Source organism: Terrisporobacter vanillatitrophus, assembly GCF_051148895.1.
GTDB classification, from domain to species: domain Bacteria; phylum Bacillota; class Clostridia; order Peptostreptococcales; family Peptostreptococcaceae; genus Terrisporobacter; species Terrisporobacter vanillatitrophus.
Window position 1 is genome coordinate 517,785 of sequence record NZ_CP154625.1, and the last position, 23,425, is coordinate 541,209.

A 23,425-nucleotide genomic window follows, 5' to 3' on the forward strand; every position below is an offset into this window, starting at 1 on the left:
TGCTAGTTTATTTTATAGGGAAAATAGTAAATAGAAAGTAGTTAATTAATAAGCTGAGGGTATTATACCTTTAGCTTATTTTTATTATAACAGGATAAAAAACAAAATTAGTATAAGTATACATAGAATAGATAAGAGTTAAAAGGTTAAAAGGTTAAAAGATTTTGAAAAATACTTCAAAATAATGTGGAATTTTATATAAAAAATTGTTAATTGATAAAAAAATGTTAAGAGAAAATTTTGAAAATTATGAAAAATAAATAATTTTTTAACTAATAAAATAAAAATGTATTGTAAAATACTGAGTGATATGTAAGTTGTATAATTTATGCAAATTAGCTATTTGACTAAATTATGAATAATTAATATTAAATAATTCAAAATTTTGAAAACTAGATATTAATATAAAATATTTTTCACAATGATTTTATAGATAAATTCACAATAAAATTTTCAACCAAAGTGTTAAATTTTTACTAAAATTATAGTTAATTATTCATTAAATATAATAATAAAGTATTATTATATTGCTAAAAAATAGTCACAAAAACTTGTTTTATTTAAGTTAAAGTTATGCTACTATCTAAAATATCAACATTTAGTTAAACAACAAGAGCCCAAAAAAAACCAAAAAAAAAAAGGAGAATTTTTGATTTATGGTGGTAAATAATGTTGAAACATTAAAACAAAAAATGGAGCAAGTAAGAGAAGCTCAAGCAAAATTTGCTATGTTTACTCAAGAGCAAGTTGACAAAATATTTTTTGAAGCTGCAATGGAGGCAAATAAACAAAGAATATCTCTTGCAAAAATGGCGGTGGAAGAAACTGGTATAGGTGTTGCAGAAGATAAGGTTATAAAAAATCATTATGCTTCTGAGTATATCTACAACACTTATAAAAATACTCAAACTTGTGGAGTAATAGAAAAAAATGAAGGTTTTGGAATTACAAAAATTTATGAACCAGTAGGTGTATTAGCAGGTATAGTTCCAACTACAAACCCTACATCAACAGCAATATTTAAAAGCTTAATAGCTTTAAAAAGTAGAAATGGTATAGTATTTTCTCCACATCCAAGAGCAAAAAACTGTACAATTGAAGCTGCTAAAATAGTATTAAATGCAGCTGTAAAAGCTGGGGCACCAGAAAATATAATAGGCTGGATAGATGAACCATCAGTAGAATTGTCTGGAGAGATAATGAAAGAAGCTGATATGATATTAGCTACAGGAGGACCAGGAATGGTTAAAGCAGCTTATTCTTCAGGAAAACCAGCTGTAGGTGTTGGTTCAGGGAACACACCAATAATACTTGATTCTTCTTGTGATATAAAAATGGCAGTATCTTCTATCATACACTCAAAGACATTCGATAACGGTACAATATGTGCCTCAGAACAATCAGTAATAGTTGATTCTTCAATATATAATGAAGTTAGAGAAGAATTTATAGCTAGAAAAGCTTATATACCTCAAAATAAAGAATTAGAGCAATTAAAGGCAATAGTATTAGGACCTGCTGGAACTATGAATGCTAAATTAGTAGGTAGACCAGCTGTAGAAGTTGCTGAAGAAGCAGGCTTTGAAGTTCCTGGAGATACAAAATTAATTATAGGGGAAGCTACATCAACAGACATATCGGAACCACTATCACATGAAAAATTATTCCCATTATTATCAATGTATAAATCAAAAGATTTTGACGATGCAGTTAAAAAAGCTGATGAGCTTGTAAAGGCTGGAGGAATTGGTCATACAGCAGGAATTTATTTAGATGTTGTAAATAATAAAGAAAAACTTGAAAAATTCCAACAAGTAATGAAAACTTGTCGTATACTAGTTAATACTCCATCAGCACATGGTGGTATAGGAGATTTATATAACTTTAAATTAGCTCCATCACTAACATTAGGTTGTGGTTCTTGGGGAAATAACTCTTTCTCAGGACAAGTTGGGCCACTTCAATTATTAAATACTAAAACAGTGGCTGAGAGGAGAGAGAATATGCTTTGGTTTAGAACACCTGCTAAAACTTATATCAAAAAGGGCTGCTTAGGTGTAGCTATACAAGAACTTGGGAAACAATATTATGATTGTAAAAAAGTATTTATAGTAACAGATGAGTTTTTATATGGCAATGGATATACAAAACCTGTAACAGATGAATTAGATGCTATGGGCATTAAGCATACAACATTCTATGAAGTTAAACCAGATCCAACACTAAGCACAGCTAAAAAAGGTGCTGAGCAATTACAAGCATTCCAACCAGATTGTATAATAGCGATTGGTGGAGGCTCGGCAATGGACGCTGCTAAAATTATGTGGGTTATGTATGAACATCCAGAAATCGATTTCATGGATTTAGCAATGAGATTTATGGATATAAGAAAGAGAGTATATACATTCCCTAAAATGGGACAAAAAGCTATGATGGTTTCAATACCAACTTCTTCAGGAACTGGTTCAGAAGTTACTCCATTTGCAGTTATAACAGATGATGAAACTGGTAATAAATATCCACTTGCAGACTATGAATTAATGCCAACTATGGCTATAGTAGATGCAGATATGATGATGAATCAACCAAAGGGATTAACTGCAGCTTCAGGTATAGATGCATTAACACATGCATTAGAAGCATATGCAGCTATGCTTCAAACTGAATTTACAGATGGGTTAGCTCTACAAGCTACTAAATCTATCTTTGAATATTTACCAAGAGCTTATGAAAATGGTGCTAGTGACCCTAAAGCAAGAGAAAAAATGGCTCATGCTTCAACAATGGCAGGTATGGCATTTGCAAATGCATTTTTAGGTGTTTGTCACTCACTTGCTCATAAATTAGGTGCATTCCATCATATACCACATGGTATAGCGAATGCATTATTAATAAACTTAGTACTAGATTTTAATGTTAATTCAGCTCCAAGAAAAATGGGTACATTCTCACAATATGAATATCCAAATATGTTAGCAAGATATGCTGAAGTAGCTACTTTTGTAGGAATAGAAGGAAAAGATGATCAAGAAAAATTTGATAAATTACAATTAAAAATAAAAGACTTAAAGGCTAAATTAAATATACCAGATACTATAAAGGCTTTTGGTGTAGATGAAAAAGCATTCTTAGATAATTTGGATGTAATGGTAGAGCAAGCATTTGATGATCAGTGTACAGGCGCTAATCCAAGATTCCCATTATTTTCAGAAATAAAAGAAATGTACTTAAAAGCTTACTATGGTGAAGTATCATATTCTGGATTGAAATATGATGAAGATACATTAGAGGATATAGAAAATCAAGTAGCAGAAACATGTGAAGAATAAATAACCTAATTACTAGATAACATATAGGAGACTATCTAAAAATGATTAAAAACATTTTTAGATAGTCTCATTTTTATTTAGTGAAAAATAGTAAATAGAAAGGATTTCTAATTGGCTAAAATTAACTTTATATAACTATTTTTTCTACAAATAATATATTCAAATATATATAAAGGAGAAAAATATGAAAAATAAAAAAAAGAATGAATATAACAATCAATGGGCAACATCAAATATATCTTGGTCAAGCAAAGCAGAGATAAAGGAAAAAGATGAACGAAATAACCAATGGGCATCTACACTTAAGAAAAGCCCTGATATGTACCAAGAAGATAATTATAAAGAATAAATAATTCTAAACTACCAATCTATTTTAATTAAAATAGATTGGTAGTTTTATTTTACTTATAAAAAATAATATAAATTCTAACCTATTAATATTCAATAATATGATTGTATGAAGTGGTTCATGCAAGTGAACTTTTTATATTTGAATTATATTTGAAAATGAATAAATTAATAGTTGAAATAAGAAAATATTCGAGTTACAATAACCTTATTAAGTAATCGGTCGGTAGACCGACTGATAAAGAATGAATGAAAATAGAAGCAAGTGTATAGTATTTGTTATTTAAAATGATAGCTAGTACATAAATAGAATGTTTTAGTAGCTACTTAAGCTTTCTTATAATAATTCACAGTTTATGTGAATTTAATGCTAAGATGTATAATAAATTAAAAAATAGATAATTACAAATTGGAAATATATCTATAGATGGAGGAAATTATGAATATTTTAGATATAGGAATAGATATTGTAGAAATTGGAAGAATAAGACAATACATAAATAAAAATGAGAACTTCTTAAAAAAATTATTTACAGAAAATGAAATAGAATTATTTAAATCAAAAGGAGATGCTCCGCAGACCATAGCTGGAAATTTTGCAGCTAAAGAAGCAATAAGTAAATCTCTTGGATTAGGAATAAGGGGTTATGACTTAAAAGACATAGAAATTCTAAGGGATAAAATGGGAAAACCCATAGTAATAACACATAATAACTTAGAAAAAATATGTATAAAGCATAATGTGCTAGAAATAAAAGTATCAATTTCTCATGGCCAGGATTACGCTATTGCCAACGCTGTGGCTATAATAAAAGAAAAATAACAATTAATTACAAGAGAAAAAATTACGTAAAAGTGGTTGACTTATTATTTTGAATATAATATAGTTTGAATATCGAAATAAAACTAAATTATAAATTTATTAATAATTTAATATTATTTTGAGTAATATATTTTTAATGTTATGTTTTAAATTAAAAGATAAGAAGAAGGAGAAATCTATGAAAGAGGTAATTATAGAGGGTTTAGGAAAATATACACCTGCCCATTTAGTTACTAATGATCAACTAAGTGAAATTATTGATACTAGTGACGAATGGATTTATTCGCGAACTGGCATAAAAAGTAGATATATTTCTAAGGGTGAAGATACATCTTATATGGCAGCAAAAGCTGGTAAAAAAGCTTTGGAAAATGCAAACATAAGTCCATTGGATGTGGACTTATTAGTAGTTGCAACTTGTACGCCAGATATGTTTACTCCATCTACTGCATGCATAGTTCAAAGTATTATAGGTGCAGATAATGCCCTTGCCTTTGATATAAGTGCTGCTTGTTCTGGATTTATATATGGATTAGATGTAGCAAAAGCTATGATGGCTTCAAATAATTACAAACATGCTCTAGTTATAGGTGCTGAAAATCTTTCAAAGTCACTTGACTGGGAAGATAGATCCACATGTGTATTATTTGGTGATGGTGCAGGAGCAGCTGTTTTGTCAAAAAGTGATAACATAGGACTTATGAGCTCTTTTTGCAAATCAGTAGGAGAAAAATATGAATGCTTAACAATTGGAGGTAATGATGTAGATAGTCCATTTGTAGAAAGCAAAACCATTAGAGATTCTAAATTAAGAATGGATGGTGGTGAAATATTTAAGTTTGCTATCTCTGTTATAGTAAGTTCAATTAATAAAATACTGGAAGAAAATAATTTAGATATTAATGATATTGATTATATAATTCCACATCAAGCAAATGTAAGAATTATTCAATATGCTGCTAAAAAACTAAAAGTGGATATGAATAAGTTCTATACGAATATGGAGGAGTATGGAAATACTTCGGGAGCATCTATACCAATTGCACTTAGTGATATGAGCGAAAAAGGATTATTAAAAAAAGATAGTAAAATTATATTAGTCGGATTTGGTGCAGGCCTTACTTATGGAGCAACTTTAATAAATTGGGCTATTTAATTTGAAAATAAATTAAAATTAAGGAAATTTAAAATTAACAAGATTAACTAAGATTACAGAATTAACTAAGATAACTGAAGTAAGAAAGTAAATTAAAATTACTAAAAATTAAAAATTATTAAATTTATGGAGGATAATAAAATGATATTTGAAAAATTACAAGGAATAATGGAAGAAAATTTATCAATAGAAAGAGATGAAATAAAATTAGATAGTACTTTTGCATCTTTAGGAATAGACTCACTAGATACATTCCAATTAATAATAGAGATAGAAGAAGAATTTGGAATAGAAGTAGAAGCACCAGAAAATTTAAAAACTATACAAGACGTGGTTAGCTATATAGAAGAGAAAACAAAATAATAATATATGGTTACAGGAGGAAATATGAAAACTTCGAGGATAACAGAATTACTTAATATAGAATATCCAATAATTCAAGGTGGTATGGCTTGGATATCAGATGCTACTTTAGCAGCAGCAGTTAGTGAAGCAGGAGGCTTAGGAATTATAAGTGGAGTAGGCGATACAGAAGATGTTAGAGCTGAAATTAGAAAAACTAAATCACTTACTAAAAAGCCTTTTGGTATAAACATAATGCTTATGAGAGACAATATTGATGAAATTGCAAAGTTAGTATGTGATGAACAAGTTGCTGTAGTAACTACTGGAGCAGGAAGTCCTGGAAAATACATTGAAGATTGGAAAAAACATAATGTAAAAGTAATCCCTGTTGTCCCTTCTGTAGCAATTGCAAAAAGAATGGAAAAGTTCGGTGCAGATGCAGTTATAGTAGAAGGGATGGAAGCAGGAGGTCATATTGGTCAATTGACAACTATGAGTTTAGTACCACAAGTTGTGGATGCAGTGGATATCCCTGTAATAGCAGCAGGAGGTATAGGTGATGGAAGAGGTATAGCAGCATCATTTATGCTTGGAGCTTGTGGAGTTCAAATGGGAACTAGATTTTTAGTATCGAAAGAATGTAAGGTACATGAAAATTATAAGGATAGAGTTTTAAATGCAAAAGATATAGACACTGAGGTTACTGGAACAAGTACATCTCATCCAGTTAGAGTTTTAAGAAATAAACTTACTAGAGAATATATAAGACTGGAAAAAACTAATGCTGACCCAGAGGCGATAGAAGCTTTAGGAAAAGGAGCTTTAAGAAAAGCTGTAGTAGATGGTGATGTAAATAACGGTAGTGTTATGGCAGGCCAAATAGCAGGACTTGTTAGTAAAAAACAAAGTTGTGAAGAAATCATAAATGAATTAATAAGCGAATTAGATTTAGTACTTGGGAGGGTTTGCAATGAGCAATAAAATAGCATTTCTTTTTCCAGGCCAAGGGTCCCAATATATAAATATGGGAAAAGATTTATATGAAAATATAGAAAGTTGCAAAGACATATTTGATAAAGGTGAAGAAATTCTAAATATGCCTATAAAGGATTTAATCTTTAATGGTTCTGTTGAAGAATTAACTAGAACTAAAAATAGCCAGCCTGCAATAATGCTAACATCTCTAGCTTGCCAGAAAGCTTTAGAAGAAGAAGGCATTGAAGCTGACTATGCTTTAGGATTATCTTTAGGAGAATATGGAGCTTTAGTATATGGTGGAATGCTTTCTTTTGAAGATGGAATGAAGCTTATAAAGACAAGAGCACAGATCATGGACTCTGAGGTAAGCCCAGAAGAAGGTACTATGGCAGCCGTATTAAAGCTTGATAATGATAAAGTTGAAGAACTTATAAAAAGAGCCAGTGAATTTGGACTTGTGGAAGGTGCAAACTATAACTGTCCTGGTCAAGTTGTAATATCAGGGGAGCACAAGGCAATAAAAGCTAGTATGAAAATAGGAAAAGAACTAAAAGGAATGGTAGTTCCGTTAAAGGTAAGTGGACCTTTCCATAGTTCCATATATGAAAAAGCTAGTTATAAATTTTATGAAGAATTAAAAAAAGCAAATATAAATAAATTTGAAAAAACAGTTTACTCTAATGTAAAAGGAAGTCCTTATGAAGAAAGTGATGATGTTAGAAAGTTATTAAGACAACAAATAATGTCGTCAGTACTTTTTGAAAAGAGTATAAGAGATTTAATTAATAGAGGAGTAAATACTTTTATAGAAGTAGGTCCAAGTAAAACTTTAAGTGGATTTGTAAAGAAAATAGACAAAGATGCAAAAATCTATAATGTGGAAGATTTAAAATCTTTAAGAGATACAGTTGAAAGTTTAAAGCTTGAAGAAAATTAATGCTTAAGTTTTGAATAACGGGAGGAAAATTAATGTTACAAGGTAAATGTGCAGTAATTACAGGTGCTTCTAGGGGTATAGGCAGAGAAATTGCTTTAAAGTATGCCAAAGAAGGTGCTAATATAGTGCTTAATTATAGAAATAGTGAAACCGAAGCTCTTCAGTTAAAAGAAGAATTAGATAGGTTAGGATCTGATACTTTGATTGTCAAAGCAAACGTAAGCAAATTTGAAGAAGCTGAGAATTTAATAAAAGAGGCTAAAGAAGCTTTTGGAAGAGTAGATATACTAGTTAATAATGCTGGTATAACAAAAGATAATTTAATAATGAGAATGAAAGAAGAAGATTTTGATAGTGTTATAGATGTCAATTTAAAAGGAGCATTTAACTGTTTAAAAGCAGTAACTCCAATAATGATAAAACAAAAATCTGGAAAAATAATAAACATGTCTTCTGTTGTAGGTGTTATAGGTAATGCAGGACAAGTAAATTACTGCGCATCAAAAGCAGGTCTTATTGGAATGACAAAGTCTTTAGCACGTGAAATTGGAGGCAAAAATATTAATGTAAATGCCATTGCACCAGGATTTATAGATACTGATATGACAAAAGTATTAAGTGAAGACCAAAAGAAAAATATAATATCTCAAGTGCCTCTTAAAAAATTAGGTCAAGCAGAGGATATTGCTAATTTAGCATTATTTTTAGCTAGCAATCAATCTGATTATATAACAGGTCAAGTCATCCATGTGGATGGCGGCATGGCAATGTAGGAGGTTTTTTATGAATAGAAGAGTAGTTATAACAGGAGTAGGTGCTGTTACTCCAATTGGAAATAATGCTGATGAATTTTGGACTAATGCTAAAAGTGGAAAATTAGGAATCGACTTTATTAAGTCAATTGACGTTGAAAATCTAGATGTAAAAATAGGTGGAGAAGTCAAAGACTTAAAAGTAGAAGATTATTTAGATAAAAAAGAATGTAGAAGACTTGATAAGTTTACACAATATGCACTTATAGCTAGTGAAGAGGCTATAAAGCAATCAGGTCTTAACATGGATGAAATAGACAAAAATAGAGTTGGTGTAATGGTAGGTTCAGGTATAGGTGGTTTCCACACTCATGAAAATGAATTTAAAAACCTACACAATAAAGGACCTAAAAGAATATCTCCAATGTATATTCCTATGACTATTATCAATGCAGGAGCTGCTAATATTGCTATTAAATATGGTGCGAGAGGGACTTGTACATCAGCTGTAACAGCTTGTGCTACAGGAACTAATAATATAGGAGACGCATTTAGATATATAAAACATGGATATGCGGACGTAATGATAAGTGGAGGATGTGAAGCATCTATTACTCCAATAGCAATAGCAGGATTTAGTAATATGAAAGCTTTAAATTCTAAAAATATACCTGAAAGAGCATCAATACCATTTGACAAAGACAGAAGTGGGTTTGTTATGGGTGAAGGCGCAGGTATATTAGTTATGGAAAGCTTAGATCATGCACTAGAAAGAGGAGCAAATATACTATGTGAAATAGTAGGATATGGATCAACTTGTGATGCATATCATATAACTTCTCCAGATCCAGAAGGAAAAAGTGCATCAAAAGCAATGAAAGATGCCATTGACGAAGCTGGAATTAATCCAAGTGAAGTTTCTTATATAAATGCTCATGGTACATCAACACCATACAATGATTTATTTGAAACAAGAGCAATTAAAAAAGTATTTGAAGAAGATGCAAAAAACATTCCTATTTCTTCAACTAAATCTATGACAGGTCACTTGTTAGGTGCAGCTGGAGGCATAGAATCCATAGTTTGTATAAAATCTTTACAAGAAGGATTCATACATCCAACTATAGGTCATAGTGAAAGTGAAGAAGAATTGGATTTAGACTATGTTCCTAATGTGGGAAGAGAGAAAGAGCTTAAATATGCTCTAACTAACTCGCTAGGATTCGGTGGTCATAATGCATCACTATTATTTAAGAAGTGGGACTAAATAGGAGGATAATATGAGATTTGATGAAGTAAAAGAGCTTATTGAACTTATTAATAACTCCAATTTATCTTATTTTGAAATGAGAGATGAAAAAGAGTTTATAAAAATGGATAAATCAATTACAAGAAGTTATGTATCTAACAGTAATGATTTATGCGACAATAACTTAAATAAATTAGCCATTACTGATTTAAGTAATGACGTTGATATAAAAGCAGAAGTTAAAGAAAGTATTGAAGAAAATCATGTTTCACAAAATAATGATGATTCAGATGTGGAAGTAATAGCTTCACCAATAGTAGGAACATTTTATGAATCTATGTCTCCTGATCATGAACCTTTTGTAAGTGTAGGTCAAAAAATAAGCAAAGGTGAAGTAGTTTGTATTGTTGAGGCAATGAAGCTAATGAATGAAATCAGTGCAGAATTTGATTGTGAAATAGTTAGTGTATTAGGTGAAAATGGAAAAATGGTTCAATACGGAGAACCATTATTCAAAGTAAGGAGGGCATAAATGTTAACTGTTAAAGAAATAAAAGATATTTTACCTCATAGATATCCATTTTTAATGATAGATAGAGTTGAAGAAGTAGTAGAAGGAAAAAGTGCAAAAGGATATAAAAATGTAACTATAAATGAGAACTTTTTTAATGGACATTTTCCAGACTATCCTGTGATGCCAGGTGTATTAATCTTGGAAGCATTGGCTCAAATGGGAGCAATATGCATACTGTCAAAGGATGAATTCAAAGGAAAAATAGGATTCCTAGTGGGTGCAGATAAAGTAAGATGGAAAAAACAAGTAACTCCAGGAGATAAAGTAAATTTAGAAATAGAAATAGTAAAGCTAAGAGGTAATATCGGTGTTGGAAAAGGCAAAGCTACTGTAGATGGAGATTTAGTTTGTGAAGGCGAGATAATGTTTGCTATTGGGTAGGTGATATTATGTTAAAGAAAATTCTTATAGCTAATAGAGGTGAAATTGCAGTAAGAATAATTAGAGCTTGTAGAGAGCTTAATATAAGAACTGTGGCTATTTATTCTGAGCAAGACAAAGATGCCCTTCATACACAAATGGCGGATGAGGCTGTTTGCGTAGGAGGACCACTTAGTAAAGATAGTTATTTAAATATGACAAATATTTTGAGTGCATGTGTTTTAACCGGGTGTGAAGGTATACATCCCGGTTTTGGATTTTTATCAGAAAATCCTAAATTTGCAAAAATGTGCAAAGAGTGCAATATAAAATTTATTGGTCCAGATTATGAAACTATTGAGCTAATGGGTGATAAAGCAAGAGCTAGAGAAATAATGAAAAAAGCACAGGTTCCTGTTGTACCAGGATATGAAGGTGAAATACTTTCCTATGATCATGCTCTGGATATAGCTAAAAATATAGGATTTCCACTGATGATAAAAGCCGCTGCCGGTGGTGGAGGCAAGGGAATAAGAATAGTAAGAGACATTAAGGAATTCAAACATAATTTTGAAGCTGCAAAATTAGAGTCAAAAGCTTGTTTTGGTGAAGATAAGGTTTATATTGAAAAATTTATAGAAAATCCAAGACATATTGAATTTCAAATATTAGCTGATGAATATAACAAGGTAATTCATTTAGGTGAAAGAGAATGTTCATTGCAAAGAAATAACCAAAAGGTTTTAGAAGAAGCTCCATCTGTATTTTTAGATGATAATTTAAGAGATACAATGGGAAAAGTTGCAGTTAAAGCAGCAGAGGCGGTTAATTATAAAAATGCAGGGACTATAGAATTTTTAGTGGATAATAGTGGAGAGTTTTACTTTATGGAAATGAACACAAGGATCCAAGTGGAACATCCAGTTACAGAAATGGTTACTAATATAGATATAGTAAAAGAACAATTAAAAATAGCTTCAGGTATGGAGTTAGAAATGGAACAAGATGATATAAAAATATCTGGTCATGCCATAGAGTGTAGAATAAATGCAGAAGATCCAAAAAATAACTTTAGACCATGTCCAGGAGTAATAACAGAATTATATACTCCATCAGGCTTAGGTGTTAGGGTTGATAGTGCCATTTATTGTGGATATGAAATCCCACCATACTATGATTCTATGATAGGAAAATTGATTACTTATGGAGATAATAGACAAAACGCCATAAGTAAAATGAAAAGAGCCTTGGATGAATTTGCCATAGGTGGAGTTACAACAAATATAGATTTTCAATATGAAATACTGGAACATGAAGATTTTATAAAGGGAGATTATAATACTTCTTTTATAGAGAATAAGTTGGTGAATAAGAATGCTTAAAAATTTATTTAGAAAAAGAGAATATGTGACAGTAAGTACTAGAAATCTAGATGATAATTCACATCTTCCCAATATACCTAATGGTAAATGGATTAATTGTCCTAAATGTAAAAACATACTTTATAAAGAAGATTTAGATAAAAATTATAAGGTATGTATAGGATGTGGACATCATTTTAGTATTTCAGCCAAGAATAGAATAGACCAGATATTTGATAAAAATAGTTTTATAGAGCTATTTAAGGATGTAGAAACTAGAAATCCTTTGAATTTTGAAGGATATGAAGATAAATTAGAATTAAATCAAGCCAAATCTGGTTTAAAGGAAGCTGTCCTAACTGGAACAGGAGAAATCAATTCTCTTAAGATAGCAACTGCAATTATGGATAGCAACTTTATGATGGGAAGTATGGGATGCGCTGTAGGTGAAAAAATAACACGCATTGTGGAATATGCAACGGAAAATAAACTTCCACTTATTATTTTTACAGCATCAGGTGGAGCTAGAATGCAAGAAGGTATATTTTCACTTATGCAAATGGCCAAAACTTCTCTAGCAATATCAAGACATAATGAGGCAGGACTTTTATATATTAGTGTGATAACTCATCCTACAACAGGAGGAGTTACAGCCAGCTTTGCTATGGAAGGCGACATAATCATAAGTGAGCCAAATGCAGTAATTGGATTTGCAGGAAGAAGAGTAATAGAAAATACAATAAATGAAAAACTACCAGAAGATTTTCAAAGTGCAGAGTTTGCTTTGGAAAAAGGATTTATAGATTCTATTGTTAAAAGAAGAGATTTAAGAAGCTATTTATATAAAGTTTTAAGATTACATGGGGTGAGAGAAAATGCAGAATAATGAAAATATAATATGGGATAAGGTTAATCTTGCAAGACATAAAGATAGACCAAATGCTAAGTTTTATATAGAAAACATATTTGATGAATTTATTGAACTTCACGGTGATAGATCTTTTAGGGATGATAGGGCTGTAATTGGTGGAATAGGTAGTATAAATAATATAAATGTAACAGTTATTGGAATTAACAAAGGAAAAACAACAAAAGAAAATATAGATGCAAATTTTGGAATGGTTCATCCAGAAGGTTATAAAAAAGCTTTAAGATTAATGAAACAAGCAGAAAAGTTTAAAAGACCTGTAATTTGTTTTATAGATACTCCTGGAGCATTTTGTGGTATAGGAGCGGAAGAAAGAGGGCAAGGTCATGCTATAGCTCAAAACTTACTAGAAATGAGTAGTTTGAAAACTCCTGTAATATCTATAATTATAGGAGAAGGAGGCAGTGGTGGAGCATTAGCTCTTGCCTTAGGTGATAAAGTATATATGATGGAAAACTCTATCTATTCTATTTTATCTCCAGAAGGATTTGCATCCATACTATGGAAAGATGTAAGTAAGGCAAAAAAGGCAGCTTTAGCAATGAAAATAACTTCACAAGACTTGAAGCAATTTGGAATAATAGATGATATTATTATGGAACCTGAAAATGGAGCACAGGAAAATCCACTTCAAGCAGCTGAAAATATAAAAGAATATATATTGAAGGATTTAGAGGATTTAATTCATACAAATTTTCATGAATTATTGAATAACAGATATGATAAATTTAGGAAAATGGGAAATTAAAACAATAAAAATGAAGGGTATACGAGATAATCAGTAAATCCTTCATTTTTATTATTTAAAATTATTAATTTAATTTTTAATTTATACTCCAATAATTAAATAATAACTTAAGTTAAATAAAAACTGGCTAATTCCAACGGAGTTAGCCAGTTTTCTTAATTTATAGATTATATCTCACAAGTTAATTCATCCATAACTTCTTTCACTGATTTTAATTCATTTATTTTGTATGCATCTGCTCCACAGAATAATAAAGCGTCATCCACATTACCTTTTACTGCGTTTATCAAAGCAGTTGAAATACAATAAGGTGTGTCCTTTGGATTACAAGGAACTAAACAATTATAGCACTTAGTAATTTTAGGTCTTGAACAAGATACCTTATCAATAAATTTATTTGTTATTGCTCTTCCAGGAAGTCCAACAGGACTTTTTACTATTTGAATATCTTCTTCCTTGGCATTAATATAAGCTTGTTTAAAGTTATCATGAGCATCACATTCATGAGTAGCGACAAATCTAGTACCTACTTGAACACCACTAGCACCTAAATCTAAATATTTTTTCACATCAAGTCCAGAGGATATTCCACCAGCAGCAATTACTGGTATTTTTTTATTGTATTTTTCTTCGTATTTCTTTGTTATGTCTAGAATTTTAATAAATTCATCGTCATAATTAATTGATTTTATATCATCTAATTCCTCATTACTAAAGCCTAAATGACCACCAGCTTTGGGACCTTCTACAATTATTAAATCGGCTGTTGTATTGTCCTTTCTATCCCACATTTTTAGGATAACTTGAGCTGCCTTAGATGATGATACAATAGGAGCTATTTTAGTATTACTATTTTTTACTAACTTAGGCAAATGTAAAGGTAGTCCAGCTCCAGAGATTATTAAGTCACATCCTGATTCTATTGCTGTTTTAACATGTTCTTCATAATAATTCATGGCTACCATTAAATTGACACCAATTATACCATTATTGGATTTTTCTTTAGCTATTTTAAGATGCTTTTTTAAAGCTCTTAAATTTGCTTCTAAAGTGTTACTTTCAAAATCATCCTCATCATATCCAACGTTAACACCAGATATAATCCCAATTCCACCAGCATTACTAACAGCAGATGCTAAAGATGATCTAGAAACACCTATGCCCATACCACCTTGTATTACAGGCACTTTTGCAATTAAATTTCCTATTACTAATTCTTTCATAAATTTCCTCCTATATAGTGGGAAAATTTAAAATTAAAACTAACTAAGATTAATTAATATTATACTATAAAACGCAGTGTTTTCATACTATAATAATCTTATGAATATATGGAAAATACAAGGTTTTGAATATATAAATTTGGATTTTGAAAGGAGACTTAAAAGTAAACTTATGTTAACAATAAGACCACATCACATACTTTGTATGAGAGCTTACATTGGAAATGGATATAGCGAAGAATTTAAGATTAAAATGGAAAATATTATAAAGGAAATTAAAGCTTATAATAAATTTCTTCAAGTAAATAATTTGAAAAAAGAAATGAAAGAAGTAGAGTTAGTTTTTTATACAGACAGTATTTGTGAAAAATGCCCTAATAAATTGGATGAAAATCTTTGTTCATCTCAAGACAAAGTCAAATTACTTGATTTAAAAGTAGCTAGTCATTTTAATTTAAAAGAGGGATTTTACAATTATAGTGAATTAGAAGACTTAGTGTATAGCAATATAACAGAAGACATATTTGATGATATTTGTAAAGAATGTGAGTGGTATGGAGTTACTAATTGTAAGGATTATATAACAGTTATCAAATAGTGTTGAAAATACCATGAAAATGTCGTTCAAAATAGATTGTATGTATTATAAAAATCACATATAATGTATTTAATTATGGAAGTGGGTGTGCATATGAAAGAAATAAAGATGATGAGTAATGTAGGGTATGATATTGGGGAAAAAGCTAAATTGCACGAATTAGAAATATTAAAATTGTTAGAATTGATTAAATATGATCAGTATCATGATTTTTTTAATAGAATTTTGGTTATAGCTAAATCTGTACAAATTTCTTTACCAGATGAGTTATTTAAGCATGATTATGATACATTTAAAATTTATATAAATGCATTATGGGAAGGCATAATGAAAAGTTGTCCTACTTTTAAAAATTAGAACATATTAAATTAGATATTATAAAAACTTCTGATAAATAAAGAAACTTCTATTTCTCAGAAGTTTTTTAATTTCCAACCTCTTATTATGAAATGATATAATTAATTGAGTAATTAAAAATAGAATATTATAAAAAGGAGATATAACATGAAAGAAGTATCACTAAGAAGTTGTGATAGTTATAAATATGAAGAAGTAAAGTCCCAATTTAAAAAATTGTTACAGGATTTAGGTGGGATTGAAAAGTATATAAAGAAAAATAGTACAGTATTTATAAAGCTGAATCTTGTTGCAAAAAAATTGCCAAAAGAAATGGCAACTACCCATCCTATGATTTTAAAAATTGTGGCGGAACAACTTTTGGAGCTTGGGTGTAGGGTAATAGTTGGTGATAGCCCAGGAGGACCTTACACAAAATCATCTTTAAAAGGTGTATACAAAGCTTGTGGAATAGAAAAAGTATGTGAAGAACTTAATATTCAATTAAATTATGACACTTCAGAAATAAAAGTAGAAAATACCCATGGAAAGATACTAAAATACATGACAGTAATAAAGCCTATAGTCGAAGTAGATCATGTTATAAATATTTGTAAATTAAAAACTCATGCCATGGCAACTTTTACAGGAGGGGTAAAAAACTTATTTGGAGTAATACCTGGGGTGAAAAAGGCTGAATATCATTTTAAAATGCCTGAAGTTAAGGATTTTACAGAGGCATTAGTTGATATATGTGATTTTGTATCACCAACTCTTACTATTATGGACGGTGTAGTAGGTATGGAAGGTGAAGGTCCGACAGCAGGTGTACCTAGAAAAATAGGTGTATTACTAGCTTCTCCTAGTCCTTATGCCATAGATGTTATTGCCTGTAAACTTATAAATTTAGAGCCACTTAAGGTTCCAACAGTACAAAGGTGTGTTGAACGAAATTTAATAGAGAAAGACTTTTCGGATATTTGTTTATTAGGAGAAGAATTAGAAGATAAAGTAATTAAGGATTTTAAAATACCTTCGAATAGAAGTATTAGTTTTTTAAGAGGTAAGGTACCTAGAAATATTGAGATTTTTATTAATAAAAAACTGGCAGGAAAACCAGTAATAAATTATAAAGAATGTGTAAAGTGTGGGGTATGTAGCAGGGTTTGCCCACCTAAAGTTATAGATATGAAGGAAAATGGTCCTAATATAAATTTGGACAATTGTATAAGATGTTTTTGCTGTCATGAATTATGTCCTAAAAAGGCTGTGGATTTGAAAAGACCTTTTATTTTTAGATTTTTATAAAAATACTTAAATGTAAATTATAGTTGGCATAAAGACTGAGGGGGGAGCTTATGTTTTTTCTAAACTATATAGTATTTATACTGATAATTTTATTTACACATCTAATAGCTTTAAGCACACAATCATTAAGTAGTAGAAAATACTTTTTTGGAGTATATATAAACGAAATAATTATAGAGGAAGATTTAAAGATTAAGATAAATAAAGATTTTAAAAGGAAATTAAATATATCATTACTTTTAAGTATTATAATCTATTTAATGATAAAAAGTATATTTGATTTAAATATAGGAGCTAATATTATAATTTGCACTACCATATATCTTACTTTGTTCTTTTTAATTTTAACAATAGAATATAAAAAAGTTAAATATATAAAAGATACTTATTTAGCTAATGTACAATCATGTAATAATGAAAATAAAAAGCAAGTACCTATAAGAGTAATCATAAAAGAAGATGAAATTCTTGCAAAGGAAAAGAAAAAATTAATAAAGAAATTTAAAATACTATTTGGAATATGTATAGGATTATCATTGGCATCATTTTTATATGTTTTGTTAAGCTATAAAAATATGCCAGACACTATAATCACACACTGGGGAGCATATGGAAAACCAGACGGATATTCTGAAAAAAATATAATAAATGTGTTCTTTACTAGTTTTATAGATATATTTATGGTACTATTATTTGCTTTAATAGGAATAGGAAGTATAGGTGGAAATACTTATCTAGATGATAAAAATTTAGAGGTAAATAGAAAAAAAGCTCTAAAATATTTAAATGGAATAGGATATTCTTTTCTAGCTTTAACTCTTAGTATTCAATCTATTACTTCTACAATACCTCTATTTATGGTACAAGAAAAAAATATACCAATGTGGCTGACTTTAGGCTCATGTATAGTACCAATTTTTATAGTAGTGCCTGTAATTTATTTTTATATTATGTTAAGTAATATAAAACCTAAGGGCAGAAATATATATACTGTTGAAAATGATGATGAAAAGTGGATTTATGGTTTTATTTATTACAACAAAGAAGATCCAAATCTTATGGTAGAAAAAAGGCTAGGTATGGGGTGGAACATAAATTTAGCTCATACTTTAGGAAAAGTGATTACAATTATACTTGTGTTAATAACAGTTGGAAGTCTATTAATATGTTTTATATAGAAGAAAAGGACAATGTTTTTAATAAAATAAAAAAAGTAGTTGCTAGTTATGTACTGTGTAGTGCACCCCAATTGTTGGACCAAAAATCTAATGATTGGGGTGAACTACATTATTTAGCTTATCAACTACTTTTTACAATAATATAATTAAAGTTAAGGAACATGCAAAATAGGCAATTTTATTAGCATATTTCTTTAAACTTATTATTATCTGATTTTAAATTATTCAAATATATTTCTTTTGTATCTAGAGCAGCTTTTGAAGTTTTCTTATTATTAACAAATTTTTTATTACTAAACTCTGCGCTTAAGGCTTTTTTTATAGATACAATACTAATAAGCATCACAATTGCAAAAGGAAATGCGGATACTATAGATACCATTTGTAATGTTTCTAATCCACCTGATATAATTAAAGTTATTGCTAATAAGGCTTGAATTATACCCCATGCAATTTTGTTTTTGTTACTAGGGTTTAAATCACCATTAGATGTAAACATTCCTAATACATAGGTAGCAGAATCGGCAGATGAAATAAAGAAGGTACATAAAAGTATCATAGCTATTACAGATAATACTCCTCCCATATTATAATTTGCCAATACTTTAAATAATGATGTTTCAGTGACTGTAACTGCATCTCTAGCAAAATCCACACCTAAATCCATACCCAATGTTCCAAATACTGCAAACCAAATCATACATGCTAATGCTGGTACTATTGTTACACCAATTATAAACTCTCTTATTGTTCTACCTTTTGATATTCTTGCTATAAATATGCCAACAAAAGGAATCCATGCTATCCATAGCGCCCAATAAAAGACTCTCCAGTTAGCTATCCACGTTCCATTTTTATCTATAAATAAACTTTGAGATACAAATGTTTCTAGATATAATCCAGTTCCATTTAAAAAGTTTCTCATCATATTAGACTGAGAACCAATTAGTATCGCTCCACCTAAAAATAGAAAAGATAAAATTAAGTTAATATTTGATAATAATTTAATTCCTTTATCCAAACCACTTGTAGAACTTTTTATATATAAGAAAGTAGCTACAGCGATTATAAGTATTTGAATAAAAATGGTATTTTTAATATTAAATAGATATTCTAATCCACCAGCTATTTGCATAGTACCCATACCTAAAGATGTAGCTATACCAGTAACTGTCGTAAACACTGCTAAAATATCAATAAATTTACCTATAGGTCCTTTTACACCATCTTCTCCTATGATAGGTAGAAATATACTACTTATTAATCCTGGTGCACCCTTTCTAAATTGAAAATATGCAAGAGCAAGTCCCATGATTGAATATGCTGCCCAAGGTGTTATACCCCAATGCATGAAAGATTGTTGCATTGCGAAATTTATTGATTCAGTACTTCCTGGTTGTGAATTAATGGGATTTATAAAATGTTTCATAGGCTCAACTGCACTAAAAAATACTAAACCTATACCCATTCCTGCTCCAAATAACATGGAGAACCAAGATAAATTATTGAATTCTGGTCTATCATCGTCTTTACCCAGTCTTATATCACCATACTTACTAAAAATTAAGAACACTGTAAAAATTACTAGTGAAAACATTACTACCAAGTAAAGCCAGTTGAAATTAATAACTACTATATTATATAAATTTTTAGATATCTGTTTAAATAAGTTTGGAGCTATTAGACCAAATCCAATTATCAAACTAGTGAATATTATAGAGACTATAAAGACACTATTTTTATTTTTTATATTCATAATATATCCTCCTAATTAAGTTCTGATATACAAACAACTTACAAATTAAAATGAGTTGTTTGCTAACAACCTGATTATAACATAGTGTTGTTACTTTTGCAAATTCATGCAATTGGATATCAACTACATATGCTAAATAATGGTTAAATACTATGGATGAAGTATTTTTATAACTTAGAAAATTTATATATTATATTATGTTAAAAAAATGCTATATATATAGTAGGGGAACTTACAGATTTATAATTTTTCAACAGTAGGTTATAAATGAAAGGATGAATAGTATGTTTGAAAATTTAAAACAAGCTGACATGGAAATTTATAATAGTATGAAAAGAGAACTACTTAGACAACAAAGGAATATAGAGTTGATAGCATCAGAAAATATAGTATCTATGGCAGTTATGGAAACTATGGGGAGTCATTTGACTAACAAATATGCAGAGGGATACTCCGGTAACAGATATTATGGAGGATGTGTACATATTGACGAAGTGGAGACTTTGGCAATAGAAAGATTGAAGAAAATCTTTGGTGCAGAACATGCAAATGTACAACCTCATTCTGGAGCAAATGCAAATATAGCAGTTTACTTTGCCATATTAAAGCCAGGAGATAAAGTAATGGGAATGAATTTATCTCAAGGAGGGCATTTAACTCATGGTTCTCCAGCAAATATATCTGGACAATATTTTGAATTCCATGAATATGGAGTAACTAAAGATGGATTTATTGATTATGATAATGTGAGAAAAATTGCTCATGAAGTAAAACCTAAGTTAATAGTAGCAGGAGCAAGTGCTTATCCTAGAGCAATTGATTTTAAGAAATTTAGAGAAATAGCTGATGAAGTGGGAGCATTGTTAATGGTTGATATGGCCCATATTGCAGGTTTAGTAGCTGCAGGACTTCATGAAAATCCTTGTGAAGTGGCAGACTTTGTAACAAGTACAACTCATAAAACTTTAAGAGGACCTCGAGGAGGAATAATTCTTTGCAAAGAAAAATATGCAAAAGCCATAGACAAGGCCATATTCCCAGGAACTCAAGGAGGACCATTAGAGCATATAATTGCCTCCAAGGCTGTTTGCTTTAAAGAAGCTTTAAGTGATGAGTTTAAAGAATATCAAAATCAAGTAGTTAAAAATTGCAAAAAATTAGCCGAAGAGCTTATGAAAAGAGATTTTAAATTATTAACTGGAGGTACAGATAATCATTTAATATTACTTGATTTGACTAATAAAAACGTAACAGGAAAAGAAGCTGAAAAGAGACTAGATGAAGCTTACATTACTACAAATAAAAATGCAATTCCTTTTGACCCAAATGGAGCGAATGTAACTAGTGGAATAAGAGTAGGTAGCGCAGCAGTTACAACAAGAGGAATGAAAGAGGAGGACATGGTAGTTATTGCAGAGGCTATAGACTTATGTTTAACTTATGATTTAGAAGATAAGGCTAGAGATCTAGTTATTGAGCTTACAGAAAAATATCCTCTATATGAGGAATATAATTTGATGGACTAATAATATTTAAGATAATAATGCAAGTTACAATATGGGAGGGGCATATCAAGAAAGATATGTCCCTTATTATGTTCCAAAATATTAAAAAAACAACAAAGTTGAAGCAATGATAAATTGACCAGTGTAATAAGTAATTAAGTTTACTGCAGACAAAAACTTTTTATGGTGTTTATTAAATAATATAAAAGATAGAACTATATCTGAGAATATGAATAATAAGGCACCAACTAAAAGTAAACATGTTCCCATATCAAATTTTAATAAAAATACTAGCTTTATAGATTCAAAAGTCATCAAACAAATAATAAAAGAGTAAATGCTTGCGGGTAGTAACATATTTTTAAAGTCTATATTTTCATTGGATTTTAATACTGAAATAGCAACAAAGGCTGAAATCAAAGCTACTAGTAAGTCCATAATATTAAAGGAACCTAAGTGAACAAAAGCCAAAACATACATTATATGAGTTAGTGAAAAACTAACAACTCCATAGACAAAGTACTTACTTAAGGAACCGTCTTTATGATTTATTTTAAGTGCAAGGAATATATCTCCAAATAAAGAACAAATCAAACCTATTATTATTAGTAAAAAATAATAATTATCTTCTGGTGATCTCATATGAGAGATTATTCCCGTAGATATAAATAAAAGACTAGTAATAGTTTTAAAAATGAATGCATGGTTATTCTTTGGTTTGTATATGAAGTAAACTAGTGTAAATAATGATATGAAAAATAATATTAAATTTATATAATAAGTTAACATGCTACTTATTCCCCCTTTAATACTATTATAATATGGTTTGCTATAATAAATACGTTCTTAATAGTATTAATAAAATCCTTTTACTAATTTAGGCAAGTATTCTTTCTTTAATTGAGAATAATCTGATTTTGTTAGTTCAAATCTATGAGATACTTGAAGATTTTTTTTAGGCTTATATGTTTTTATATATTTGAATCCTAGGCTATTTAAAGATTTAGGAGTATATCTATTTTCTGAATATGTTAGTGCTACTAATTTATCTAAATCCAAAAGTTCAAAGCCAGTAATAAGAGTTATTACTGTCAACTCTGTAGCATAATCATTACCCCAATATTTAGGATTTATACAAATTGCTATTTCACCTTCTTTAGATTTAGGTCGTATATTATTGATACCTGCATTTCCAATTACTTTTTTATCATTCTTATGATAGATAACATAATTACCTACCTTACCTTGTCTATAATTATTAATGAAAAATAATTTAATGAATCTTTTAGTATCATTAATTGTTTTATGTGCCTTGAAAGGTAAATATTTTACTACTTTTTCTTGGCTAAGATACTCATAAATATCATGAACATCTTGTAAAGTCGCTGGTCTAAGTATAAATCTGGGTGTTTCAATAATTTTCATCTGGGGATATTGAGAATGAGAAACCTTATAACCAAATATATTATTCATAATTTTAACCTCTTCATTTTAGATTTACTTTAGATTATGAATTTTGGTATAAATATGTTAAATTCACAAAGATAAATATAAATAAAAATAGTTGATTATTATAAAAAATAACAGCCTGTAAATGAACAGAACTGATTTTTATTATCTCCATAAAATCTTC

General features: G+C 29.5%; 23 protein-coding genes. 19 read left to right on the top strand and 4 right to left on the bottom strand.

The genetic code is table 11. The features are described 5' to 3' along the window. The first annotated feature begins 656 nt into the window (after window positions 1–656). The 14 genes from adhE (at window position 657) to TVTCOM_RS02775 (ending at window position 13,888) form a co-directional block, all read left to right on the top strand. A complete protein-coding gene (gene adhE, locus TVTCOM_RS02710) occupies window positions 657–3,329 on the top strand; it encodes a bifunctional acetaldehyde-CoA/alcohol dehydrogenase (RefSeq protein WP_434798312.1) in 2,673 nt (890 codons plus the stop codon). Between the two features lie 184 nt (window positions 3,330–3,513). Next, window positions 3,514–3,678 (top strand): hypothetical protein, encoded by a 165-nt coding sequence (locus TVTCOM_RS02715; RefSeq protein ID WP_434798313.1) that lies wholly within the window; start codon window positions 3,514–3,516, stop codon window positions 3,676–3,678. 438 nt (window positions 3,679–4,116) lie between these two features. Then, window positions 4,117–4,500 carry a holo-ACP synthase gene (acpS, locus tag TVTCOM_RS02720; RefSeq protein WP_434798314.1) on the top strand — a complete coding sequence of 128 codons (384 nt, stop codon included), beginning with the start codon at window positions 4,117–4,119 and terminating at the stop codon, window positions 4,498–4,500. Between the two features lie 178 nt (window positions 4,501–4,678). Next, window positions 4,679–5,656, top strand: coding sequence for a beta-ketoacyl-ACP synthase III (locus TVTCOM_RS02725; RefSeq protein WP_434798315.1), 978 nt, complete (start codon window positions 4,679–4,681; stop codon window positions 5,654–5,656). 141 nt (window positions 5,657–5,797) lie between these two features. Next, on the top strand, window positions 5,798–6,019 hold the full coding sequence (locus TVTCOM_RS02730) for an acyl carrier protein (RefSeq protein WP_434798316.1): 222 nt from the start codon (window positions 5,798–5,800) through the stop codon (window positions 6,017–6,019). 24 nt (window positions 6,020–6,043) lie between these two features. Continuing rightward, the gene (fabK, locus tag TVTCOM_RS02735) at window positions 6,044–6,982 is read left to right on the top strand and encodes an enoyl-[acyl-carrier-protein] reductase FabK (protein ID WP_434798317.1); all 939 of its coding nucleotides are present in this window, start codon (window positions 6,044–6,046) and stop codon (window positions 6,980–6,982) included. Further along, window positions 6,972–7,916, top strand: coding sequence for an ACP S-malonyltransferase (gene fabD, locus TVTCOM_RS02740; protein WP_434798318.1), 945 nt, complete (start codon window positions 6,972–6,974; stop codon window positions 7,914–7,916). The genes fabK and fabD overlap by 11 nt, the downstream gene beginning before the upstream one ends. A gap of 32 nt (window positions 7,917–7,948) precedes the next feature. Continuing rightward, window positions 7,949–8,689 carry a 3-oxoacyl-[acyl-carrier-protein] reductase gene (fabG, locus tag TVTCOM_RS02745; RefSeq protein WP_434798319.1) on the top strand — a complete coding sequence of 247 codons (741 nt, stop codon included), beginning with the start codon at window positions 7,949–7,951 and terminating at the stop codon, window positions 8,687–8,689. 10 nt (window positions 8,690–8,699) lie between these two features. After that, a complete protein-coding gene (gene fabF / locus TVTCOM_RS02750) occupies window positions 8,700–9,935 on the top strand; it encodes a beta-ketoacyl-ACP synthase II (RefSeq protein ID WP_434798320.1) in 1,236 nt (411 codons plus the stop codon). A gap of 13 nt (window positions 9,936–9,948) precedes the next feature. Next, window positions 9,949–10,449 carry an acetyl-CoA carboxylase biotin carboxyl carrier protein gene (accB, locus tag TVTCOM_RS02755; protein ID WP_434798321.1) on the top strand — a complete coding sequence of 167 codons (501 nt, stop codon included), beginning with the start codon at window positions 9,949–9,951 and terminating at the stop codon, window positions 10,447–10,449. After that, window positions 10,450–10,872 (top strand): 3-hydroxyacyl-ACP dehydratase FabZ, encoded by a 423-nt coding sequence (gene fabZ, locus TVTCOM_RS02760; RefSeq protein ID WP_434798322.1) that lies wholly within the window; start codon window positions 10,450–10,452, stop codon window positions 10,870–10,872. Window positions 10,873–10,880: 8 nt separating this feature from the next. Then, the gene (locus TVTCOM_RS02765; RefSeq protein WP_434798323.1) at window positions 10,881–12,233 is read left to right on the top strand and encodes an acetyl-CoA carboxylase biotin carboxylase subunit; all 1,353 of its coding nucleotides are present in this window, start codon (window positions 10,881–10,883) and stop codon (window positions 12,231–12,233) included. Further along, complete coding sequence (gene accD / locus TVTCOM_RS02770) at window positions 12,226–13,098, top strand: acetyl-CoA carboxylase, carboxyltransferase subunit beta (RefSeq protein ID WP_434798324.1); 873 nt, start codon at window positions 12,226–12,228, stop codon at window positions 13,096–13,098. Before TVTCOM_RS02765 ends, accD begins: the two co-directional genes overlap by 8 nt. Beyond that, a complete protein-coding gene (locus TVTCOM_RS02775; RefSeq protein ID WP_434798325.1) occupies window positions 13,088–13,888 on the top strand; it encodes an acetyl-CoA carboxylase carboxyltransferase subunit alpha in 801 nt (266 codons plus the stop codon). The genes accD and TVTCOM_RS02775 overlap by 11 nt, the downstream gene beginning before the upstream one ends. A 167-nt stretch (window positions 13,889–14,055) precedes the next feature. Here the strand turns inward: TVTCOM_RS02775 and TVTCOM_RS02780 are convergent, their stop codons facing one another. Beyond that, window positions 14,056–15,054, bottom strand: coding sequence for an NAD(P)H-dependent flavin oxidoreductase (locus TVTCOM_RS02780; protein ID WP_434799710.1), 999 nt, complete (start codon window positions 15,052–15,054; stop codon window positions 14,056–14,058). A 157-nt stretch (window positions 15,055–15,211) separates the two neighbouring features. Between TVTCOM_RS02780 and TVTCOM_RS02785 the strand changes: the two genes are divergently transcribed. From TVTCOM_RS02785 to TVTCOM_RS02800, 4 genes are all read left to right on the top strand, one after another. Next, window positions 15,212–15,709: a DUF1284 domain-containing protein gene (locus TVTCOM_RS02785; RefSeq protein WP_434798326.1), complete on the top strand. Its 498-nt coding sequence runs from the start codon at window positions 15,212–15,214 to the stop codon at window positions 15,707–15,709. Between the two features lie 93 nt (window positions 15,710–15,802). Next, complete coding sequence (locus tag TVTCOM_RS02790; protein ID WP_434798327.1) at window positions 15,803–16,066, top strand: hypothetical protein; 264 nt, start codon at window positions 15,803–15,805, stop codon at window positions 16,064–16,066. Window positions 16,067–16,213: 147 nt separating this feature from the next. Next, window positions 16,214–17,353: a DUF362 domain-containing protein gene (locus tag TVTCOM_RS02795; protein ID WP_434798328.1), complete on the top strand. Its 1,140-nt coding sequence runs from the start codon at window positions 16,214–16,216 to the stop codon at window positions 17,351–17,353. A gap of 50 nt (window positions 17,354–17,403) precedes the next feature. Further along, window positions 17,404–18,531: a DUF1648 domain-containing protein gene (locus TVTCOM_RS02800; protein ID WP_434798329.1), complete on the top strand. Its 1,128-nt coding sequence runs from the start codon at window positions 17,404–17,406 to the stop codon at window positions 18,529–18,531. Window positions 18,532–18,712: 181 nt separating this feature from the next. On the opposite strand, the gene TVTCOM_RS02805 is transcribed toward TVTCOM_RS02800, so the two are convergent. Further along, window positions 18,713–20,287 (bottom strand): BCCT family transporter, encoded by a 1,575-nt coding sequence (locus TVTCOM_RS02805; protein WP_434798330.1) that lies wholly within the window; start codon window positions 20,285–20,287, stop codon window positions 18,713–18,715. A 284-nt stretch (window positions 20,288–20,571) separates the two neighbouring features. On the opposite strand from TVTCOM_RS02805, the gene glyA reads away from it, so the two are divergent. Then, window positions 20,572–21,813, top strand: coding sequence for a serine hydroxymethyltransferase (glyA, locus tag TVTCOM_RS02810; protein WP_434798331.1), 1,242 nt, complete (start codon window positions 20,572–20,574; stop codon window positions 21,811–21,813). An 81-nt stretch (window positions 21,814–21,894) separates the two neighbouring features. Here glyA and TVTCOM_RS02815 read toward each other — a convergent pair whose 3' ends face one another. Together TVTCOM_RS02815 and TVTCOM_RS02820 are read right to left on the bottom strand one after the other, a co-directional pair. Then, a complete protein-coding gene (locus tag TVTCOM_RS02815) occupies window positions 21,895–22,581 on the bottom strand; it encodes a lysoplasmalogenase (protein WP_434798332.1) in 687 nt (228 codons plus the stop codon). 66 nt (window positions 22,582–22,647) lie between these two features. Further along, the gene (locus TVTCOM_RS02820) at window positions 22,648–23,265 is read right to left on the bottom strand and encodes a GNAT family N-acetyltransferase (protein ID WP_434798333.1); all 618 of its coding nucleotides are present in this window, start codon (window positions 23,263–23,265) and stop codon (window positions 22,648–22,650) included. Between the last annotated feature and the right edge of the window lie 160 nt (window positions 23,266–23,425).